Origin of the sequence: Mycobacterium sp., assembly GCF_049802695.1 — a bacterium.
In the GTDB taxonomy this organism is placed as follows: Bacteria; Actinomycetota; Actinomycetes; order Mycobacteriales; family Mycobacteriaceae; genus Mycobacterium.
The window spans coordinates 1-7,768 of sequence record NZ_JBARMY010000375.1; the positions used below are offsets into that span (position 1 = coordinate 1).

Below are 7,768 nucleotides of genomic sequence, written 5' to 3' on the forward strand. Positions count from 1 at the left end.
CCCCCGGCCGGTCCCCCGCCGCCGGCCGACCCGTGCGCCACCGACCTGGCCTCCCCTGCCATCGCCCGGGCAGTCTCCGAGCTGCCTCGCGATCCGCGTAGCCAGCAGCCCTGGAACCCCGAACCGCTGGCCGGCAACTACAACGAGTGCGCTCAATTGTCGGTGGTGATCGTCAAGGCCAATACGAATGGCGAGAACCCCAACACGCGCGCAGTGATGTTCCACCTCGGCAAGTACATCCCGCAGGGGACACCGGACACCACGGGGTTCAACGGAATCGACCCGGCGCAATGCACCGGAGACACGGTGGCGTTGTCCTACTCGACGGGTCTCGGATTGGCCAGCGTGGTGAAGTTTCACTGGAACGGCGACGGTGTGGAGCTCATCGGCAACACCGACTGACGGCGCCGGCAAGCCACGTCGGTACCGCCGATCTTGTCGGTACCCGGCCTTAAAGTTGCTGCTGTGTTGGTCATCGGCGACACCATCGTCTACAGCGCGTCTGATCTGGCGGCCGCGTCGAAGTGCGAATATGCCCTGTTGCGGCAGTTCGACGCGCGGCTGGGGTGGGCTCCCGCCGTTGACGTCGTCGACGACTTGCTGGCGCGCACCGCCGCGCTCGGTGCCGACCATGAGCGTCGCCGGCTAGAACAGCTGCGGGCGGAACTCGGCGCGGTCCGCACGATTGGTCGTCCCTCGCACACGATGGCCGGATTCGCCGCGGCCGCGGACGCAACGCGGCGGGCCATCGCCGACGGTGTCCCGGTGGTGTATCAAGCCGCGATGTTCGACGGCCGCTTCGTCGGGTTCGCCGACTTCCTGATCCGTGTCGGTGCGGGCTATCAGGTCACCGACACCAAGCTGGCGCGCTCGGCCAAGGTCACCGCGCTGCTGCAGCTGGCCGCCTACGCCGACACGCTCGCCGACGCGGGCGTCCCGATCGCGCCGGATGCCCAGCTGATCCTGGGTGACGGCGCCGTCGCGAGCTACCCCGTCGACGAGCTGGTCCCGGTTTACCGCTCGCAGCGCGTCAGGCTGCAACAACTCCTCGATGACCACCGCGCCGGCGGCGTCCCGGTGCGGTGGGAGGACGAAAATGTACGCGCATGCTTCCGCTGTGCGCAATGTGAAGAGCAGCTGCGCGCCGCTGATGACGTGCTGCTGGTGGCGGGTATGCGGATCACCCAGCGAGTCAGGCTGCTCGATGCCGGTGTCAGCACCGTCACCGATCTCGCCGAGCGCACCGCGCCGGTGCCCGACCTCGCCCCGCGTGCCCTCGACAAGCTCACCGCACTGGCCAAATTGCGAGTGTTGGAACGGAACACCGGTATTCCGCGCTTCCAAGTCGCTGACCCGCAGCCGCTGGCCCTGCTGCCCAATCCCAGCAACGGTGACCTGTTCTTCGACTTCGAAGGCGACCCGTTGTGGACCGACAACGGCACTCAGTGGGGCCTGGAATACCTGTTCGGCGTGCTGGCAGCCGGACCTGCCGGCTTCTGTCCGCTGTGGGCGCACAGCCGCGTCGACGAACGCGAGGCGTTCATCAGGTTCCTGACGCTGGTCGCCAAGCGCCGCAAACGCCACCCGGACATGCACATCTACCACTACGCACCGTACGAGAAGACCGCGCTGTTGCGGCTCGCCGGACAGTACGGTGTCGGCGAGGACGAGGTTGACGACCTGTTGCGCAGCGGAACGCTAGTCGACTTGTATCCCATTGTGCGCAAGAGCATCCGGGTGGGCGCCGAGTCATTCAGTCTGAAGGCGCTCGAACCGCTGTTCATGGGAGCGGAGCTGCGTTCGGGTGAGGTGACCACCGCGGCGGACTCGATCACCCAGTACGCCCGATTCTGCGAGCTGCGCGCCGGCGGCTATGCCGACGAAGCGGCGACCGTCCTCAAAGAGATCGAAGACTACAACCACTACGACTGCCGGTCCACCCGCGCGCTGCGGGACTGGCTGCTGTTGAGGGCTTTTGAAAACGAAATCACACCGCTTGGCGCTCAACCGGTTTCCGATGGCCGCGACGTCGACCAGCACGACGCGGTGGCGGTGCGTCTGGCGGAGTTCTCCGGTGACGCCGCCACCGGTGACCGCACTCCGGAACAGGCAGCGGTGGCATTGGTGGCAGCGGCGCGGGGTTACCACCGCCGCGAGGACAAACCGTTCTGGTGGGCGCACTTCGACCGGTTGAATTTCCCGATCGACGAATGGGCCGACAACACCGATGTCTTCGTCGTCGACAACGCAAGCGTGACCGTCGACTGGTGTCGGCCTCCTCGCACACGCAAACCACAACGTCGGCTACGGCTGACCGGTGGTCTGGCACGCGGGGAGCTCAAGTCGGACGTTTTTGCACTCTACGAGCCGCCGGCTCCGGCAGGTATGACCGACGACCCGGACCGTCGGGCGGCCGGCCGCGCCCAAATCGTCACGGCCGACGACACCACGGCGCCCACCGATGTGGAATTGTTGGAGCGCGCAGCCGACCGCGATCACACCTTCCACCAGCTGCCGTTCGCCCTCACCCCCGGGCCACCGATCCCGACGACGAAGCAGCGAGAATCCATCGAATCAACCGCCGCTGACGTCGCCGCCGCATTACCGCAACTCCCCCGCACCGCGGTCATCGATGTGCTGCTGCGCCGGGTGCCCCGAACCCGCAGCGGCGCAGCCCTTCCCCGCGGCGCCGACACCGCCGAGAGCATCACCGCGGCGCTGCTGGACCTGGATGCGTCGTATCTGGCGGTGCATGGACCACCAGGGACGGGTAAGACGTACACCGCTGCGCGCGTCATCAATCGCCTTGTGGAGTACGGATGGCGGATCGGTGTCGTGGCTCAGTCACATGCGGTCGTGGAGAATCTGCTGCGCTGCGCGATCTTCGCCGGGGCTGACCCGCTACGCGTGGCGAAGAAGCCCTACGGCTCCGATGATCCGCCTTGGCAGCTGATTAGCGAGGCGGAGTACGCCGAATTCGTCAGCGGCACCCCGGGCTGCGTGATCGGCGGCACCGCTTGGGATTTCGCCAACAGCACTCGCGTGCCGGCAGGCAGCCTGGATCTGCTGGTGATCGACGAGGCCGGCCAGTTCTGTCTGGCCAACACGATCGCGGTGGCACCCGCGGCGGCGAACCTGCTGTTGCTCGGCGATCCGCAGCAGCTGCCACAGGTGAGCCAGGGCACGCATCCCGAACCTGTCGACACCTCTGCGCTGGGTTGGCTGCTCGACGGGCAACGCACATTGCCCGCCGAGTACGGCTACTTCCTAAACCGCTCCTTCCGGATGCACCCGGCGGTATGCGCCGCCGTGTCCCGGCTGTCCTATGAGGGTCGATTGTTGTCCAACACCGAACGCACCGCCGCGCGACATCTCAACGGGTATCCGCCCGGTGTGCAGGTGATGCCAATCGACCACCAAGGCAACTCGACTGGCAGTCCCGAAGAGGCTCACGCCATCGTCAACGAGATCAACCGGCTACTCGGCTCGCCCTGGACGGATGAGCACGGCACCCGGCCGTTGCAAGCCTCAGATGTGCTGGTGCTGGCGCCGTACAACGCTCAGGTGGTGCTGCTGCGTCAACAGCTGACAGCCGCTGGACTCGACGCGGTGCGAGTTGGAACCGTCGACAAATTTCAGGGTGCCGAGGCACCGGTGGTCTTCATCTCCATGACGGCCTCCTCGACCGAGGACGTGCCGCGCGGAATGGCGTTCCTACTGAACAGGAATCGGCTGAACGTGGCCGTGAGCCGGGCCCGGTACGCCGCGGTGATCGTGCGGTCGACGGTACTCGTCGAGTATCTACCCGCCACTCCGGCCAGCCTGGTCGAGTTGGGCGCGTTTCTCACGCTGACGGCGGGCCGTGGGTGCGCGCACGCCTGACATCAGTCCGGATAGAAGTGCCGGCCGGAGCCGCCTGAGTCGTCGGAATCAGTTCGGTGATGCCGGTTGGGGGCCACCTCGCCCTCGGCCATGTGGCGGCGCGCCGACAGGCCCGACCAGAGCTCCTCGAAGCTGAGCTCGTCGAAACTGCGGTCATCGACCGGCCACGGCTGCGATTCCGGTGCGCCGGTGTCCAACCCGCCGTTCAGCGCCGAGCGATGCCCGCGATCGACGCCGTCGGCGTGGTCAATACCGTTGAATTCGGCGCTGCCCGCCCCAGCCGACTCGTGGGCCGTCGGCGCCACCTGCGGGCGGAACCGTTGATCGCTGTCGACGTCAAACCCGTTGTGCGCAAACTCGATCCTGTCACCGATCGCAGTCCTGGTCGGCTCGTCGACGACACTGCTCGCTGGTCCGAACGGATCACGGCGCGCCGCGTCGGCAGGCGGGCGCTCGACGCGGGAGGCCAGCGGGGCGTCGTAGCGTCGGCGCGGCTCGGGTCGGCTCACCAACGGTTCGCGGCCGTGCGATTCTCGCGTAAGGGTGAACTCGACGTACGCATCGTCGTCTTCGTCGTCTTCGTCGTCTTCGTCGTCTTCGTCGAAGAGGCCGGCGTGGTGAGCAACCGGACGCGCTCGGTGCTATCCGCTGCACCGGCCGGCGACCTGGCCGGCGCAGGATCGCCGCCCCGCCGGGTTCGGTGGTAACCCGTGACCAGCCACGCGACGAAGCCGACCATGAACAGCGCAGCGGTCACGCCGAACAGCGCGACGAACGCCGGCAGCAGCATCGACTGCGACATCGCGGCCGAGAACGGCCCCCGCAAAAACCCGGGCAACCGCAACACCGCGCCGCCGGAGCCATTCAACCGTCCGCCGGCACCCGCCGCCGGCATCTCGGCGGTGATCCGCGACGTCATGAACGCCGCCATGCCGGCGCTGCCCAGCACCGCGCCGACCTGCCGCGTGGCGTTGTACACCCCGGAACTGGCACCGGCCAAGTGCGACGGTAGGTTCCTGGTCGCGGTAGCCGCCAGGGGCGACCAGATGAACGCATTGCCGGCACCCATCGCGATGAACGGCAACACCAGCCGCCAGATCGGGGTGACCGGCGTCATCTCGATCGACAGCCAGGTCAGCGCGATCGCCAGCATGGAGAATCCGAACCCGATCACCGGGCCGGGGTGATACTTGTCGACGATATTGCCGGCGACCGGGGCCAGCGCACCGCTGACGATCGCCATCGGCGCCATCAGCAGCGCCGAGCGGGTCGGCGACAACCCGCACACCGCTTGTGCGTAGAACATCAGCGGCAGCACCATGGCCGTCGTCGAGAAACCGATGACCGCCACCCCGAGGCTGGACAGCGTGAAGTCGCGGTCACCGAAGATCTCCAACGGGATCAGCGGCTCGCGGGTATTGATCGACTGCCAGTAGACGAACGCGGCCGCCAATCCCACACCGGCGACCAGCAGCGCCCAGATCCACGGCGCCCATCCCGCCGACTGCCCCTCCTGCAATGCGAAAACGATGAGAAACATCGCTGCGCCGGACAGGCCGACCGCGACCGGGTCAAACCGGTGATTGTGGGTCGGTAACGCCGGGACCAGCAGCACCGCCAGCGCCAACCCGACAACCCCGACGGGCACGTTGATGAAGAAGATCCATTCCCACCCCAGTCCGTCGACCAGCACACCGCCGGCCAACGGACCGACCAGCGTGGCAACGCCGGCGGTCGCCCCCCACACGCTCATCGCCACGCCGCGGCGCTGCGGCGGGAAGATCCGGGTGATCATTGACAAGGTTTGCGGCGTGAGCAGCCCGGCGCCGACTCCCTGGACCACTCGGGCCGTGATCAGCATGCCGATGCTGCCCGACAAGCCACACCACAGCGATGCGGCGGTGAACACCGCCAGTCCGATCAGATAAAGATTCTTCAGCCCGTACCGGTCGCCGAGCCGACCGGCCACCAGCAGCGGCACGGCATAGGCCAGCAGGTACGCGCTGGTCACCCAGATCACCGTGTCGTATCCGGTGCCCAACTTGGCCATGATGCTGGGGTTGGCGACCGCGACGATGGTGGAGTCGACCAGGATCATGAAGAAGCCGACCATCATCGCCCACAACGCGCGCCACGGATTCGGGCCCGCCCGGTCCCATGATGCAGCGGCGCGTCCAACTGGCCCGCGGGATCGCCTTGGAGTCATTGCCGTGGTCATCTCCCCACCTCGCATCGGCTACCCACGATGGTGGCGGGTCGCGCCGCGTATCGCCACTGGGGGTGCCGAAGCACGTACCCGGCAACGTTCAGCATCATCAGGTTGATCAGTTGGTAAGCATCCCGTCCTGCCCGCGACTTGCTTCGCCCGGCTCCCCCAGTCGATGCGGGAGCTGCGCACCGACTGATCGTCCGCCGGGCTTTTCACAGCGGAGGTATCGGCTGCGAGGCTACGGGGGCGGTCCAGGGAGGACAAATCTGACCAACCGACATTTGCGAATCGCCGCACCGGCGGCAAATCGTTGCCTGGCGTTAGCCTGAAGCCAGGCGATCAACGCCCGGCAACGGCACCGGCCGATCCACGGCCCGATGAGCGGCCGGGCAATGCAACACGGAGGCATGATGAGCCGACGGACCCGGCCGGCGCCGGACGCACTGCCCGACACTGCCCAGGGCCGACCTAAAGCGTCGGCGCGGGCGTTAGCGCAGGTCATCGAGCGCAGCGCACGCGTGCAGGGCCCGGCTGCCAAGGCTTACGTGGAGCGGCTTCGCCGCGCTGACACGAATGCCGCCCCGGCCCAGGTCGTCCGCAAGCTGGAGAAGCGTTACCTGGCCGCGGTGACCGGCAGTGGGGCGGCCGTCGGTTCGACGGCAGCGTTTCCCGGTATCGGCACGCTGGCCGCGCTGTCCGCGGCCGCCGGTGAGACCGTGGTGTTTCTCGAGGCGACAGCGATCTTCGTGTTGGCAGTCGCCGACGTGTACGGCATACCCGCCGAGCACCGGGAGCAGCGCCGCGCCCTGGTGCTGGCTGTGCTGGTCGGCGACGACAGCAAACGCGCCGTGGCCGAATTGATCGGACCGGGCCGCACCAGCGGCGCGTGGCTGACGGAGGGCGTAGCAACGCTGCCCATGCCGGCGATCACGCAACTCAACTCCCGGCTGTTGAAGCGCGCCGTCAGACGCTTCGCCCTGCGGCGCGGTGCGTTGCTGTTCGGCAAACTGCTGCCGGTCGGGATCGGCGCCATCATCGGTGCCATCGGCAACCGGGTGGCCGGCAAGAAGCTCGTGCGCAACGCCCGCCGGGCTTTCGGCAACCCGCCGGCACGCTGGCCGGTCGCGCTGCACCTGCTGCCGACAGTGCATCCCATTAACTAGCGGCGATCGCGAGCGCGGCGAATAGCCGGGGGAAGCGGGTCGCCGCCATCGGCTAGCGCGGCCAGAAGTCGCCGGCAGCCCCGGCTTGACGCTGAAATCGCCCCGGAACGGGAGTTTCGACTCTCACGTCGCCGTCTCTGGCGGATTGCGCGCAAAAGGTTAGCCTTTATGGGGCGGAGTCTTCAGGTCCCGTCGCAGGTGAGATCAGGCGCCGACACTCGGGCGCCCTAAGTGGCAAGCGCCAATGCAGTGTGCTTGCCCAGCAGAGGAATCGAGGCGAGCAGCTGCCGTGAGCAGTACAACTTCACCCTTCGGCCAAAACGAATGGCTGGTCGAGGAGATGTATCACAAGTTCCGCGACGACCCCTCCTCGGTCGATCCGAGCTGGCATGAGTTCTTGGTCGACTACAACCCCGACCCGGCAGGCGAGCCGCCGGTCGAGGTGATGTCGGTCGCGGCGCCGCCCCCCGCAGCGTCTGCACCACCGGCAGCCCCCGCCCCCACCTCGTCCGGC

At 67.5% G+C, this 7,768-nt stretch carries 6 protein-coding genes; 4 read left to right on the forward strand and 2 right to left on the reverse strand.

Annotated elements, in window-relative coordinates:
* Positions 1 to 402, forward strand: a 402-nt coding sequence (locus WA317_RS15450; RefSeq protein ID WP_425173864.1) for an LppP/LprE family lipoprotein, incomplete at its 5' end; no start/stop codon positions are given.
* A 63-nt stretch (positions 403 to 465) separates the two neighbouring features.
* The gene (locus WA317_RS15455) at positions 466 to 3,882 is read left to right on the forward strand and encodes a TM0106 family RecB-like putative nuclease (RefSeq protein ID WP_425173865.1); all 3,417 of its coding nucleotides are present in this window, start codon (positions 466 to 468) and stop codon (positions 3,880 to 3,882) included.
* Positions 3,883 to 3,884: 2 nt separating this feature from the next.
* Here WA317_RS15455 and WA317_RS15460 read toward each other — a convergent pair whose 3' ends face one another.
* Positions 3,885 to 4,391, reverse strand: a complete 507-nt coding sequence (locus tag WA317_RS15460; protein ID WP_425173866.1) for a hypothetical protein — start codon at positions 4,389 to 4,391, stop codon at positions 3,885 to 3,887.
* Entirely contained in the window at positions 4,388 to 6,100 is a 1,713-nt protein-coding gene (locus WA317_RS15465) for a DHA2 family efflux MFS transporter permease subunit (RefSeq protein WP_425173867.1), read from the reverse strand. Before WA317_RS15465 ends, WA317_RS15460 begins: the two co-directional genes overlap by 4 nt.
* A 398-nt stretch (positions 6,101 to 6,498) precedes the next feature.
* On the opposite strand from WA317_RS15465, the gene WA317_RS15470 reads away from it, so the two are divergent.
* Positions 6,499 to 7,254 (forward strand): hypothetical protein, encoded by a 756-nt coding sequence (locus WA317_RS15470; protein ID WP_425173869.1) that lies wholly within the window; start codon positions 6,499 to 6,501, stop codon positions 7,252 to 7,254.
* Positions 7,255 to 7,543: 289 nt separating this feature from the next.
* On the forward strand, positions 7,544 to 7,768 hold a 225-nt coding region (locus WA317_RS15475), incomplete at its 3' end, for a 2-oxoglutarate dehydrogenase E1 subunit family protein (RefSeq protein ID WP_425173868.1).

Bases quoted from the DNA above. Each gene is read 5' to 3' on its own strand.
- WA317_RS15465 (WP_425173867.1), bottom strand. From the start codon at position 6,100: ATGACCACGGCAATGACTCCAAGGCGATCCCGCGGGCCAGTTGGACGC.
- WA317_RS15470 (WP_425173869.1), top strand. From the start codon at position 6,499: ATGATGAGCCGACGGACCCGGCCGGCGCCGGACGCACTGCCCGACACT.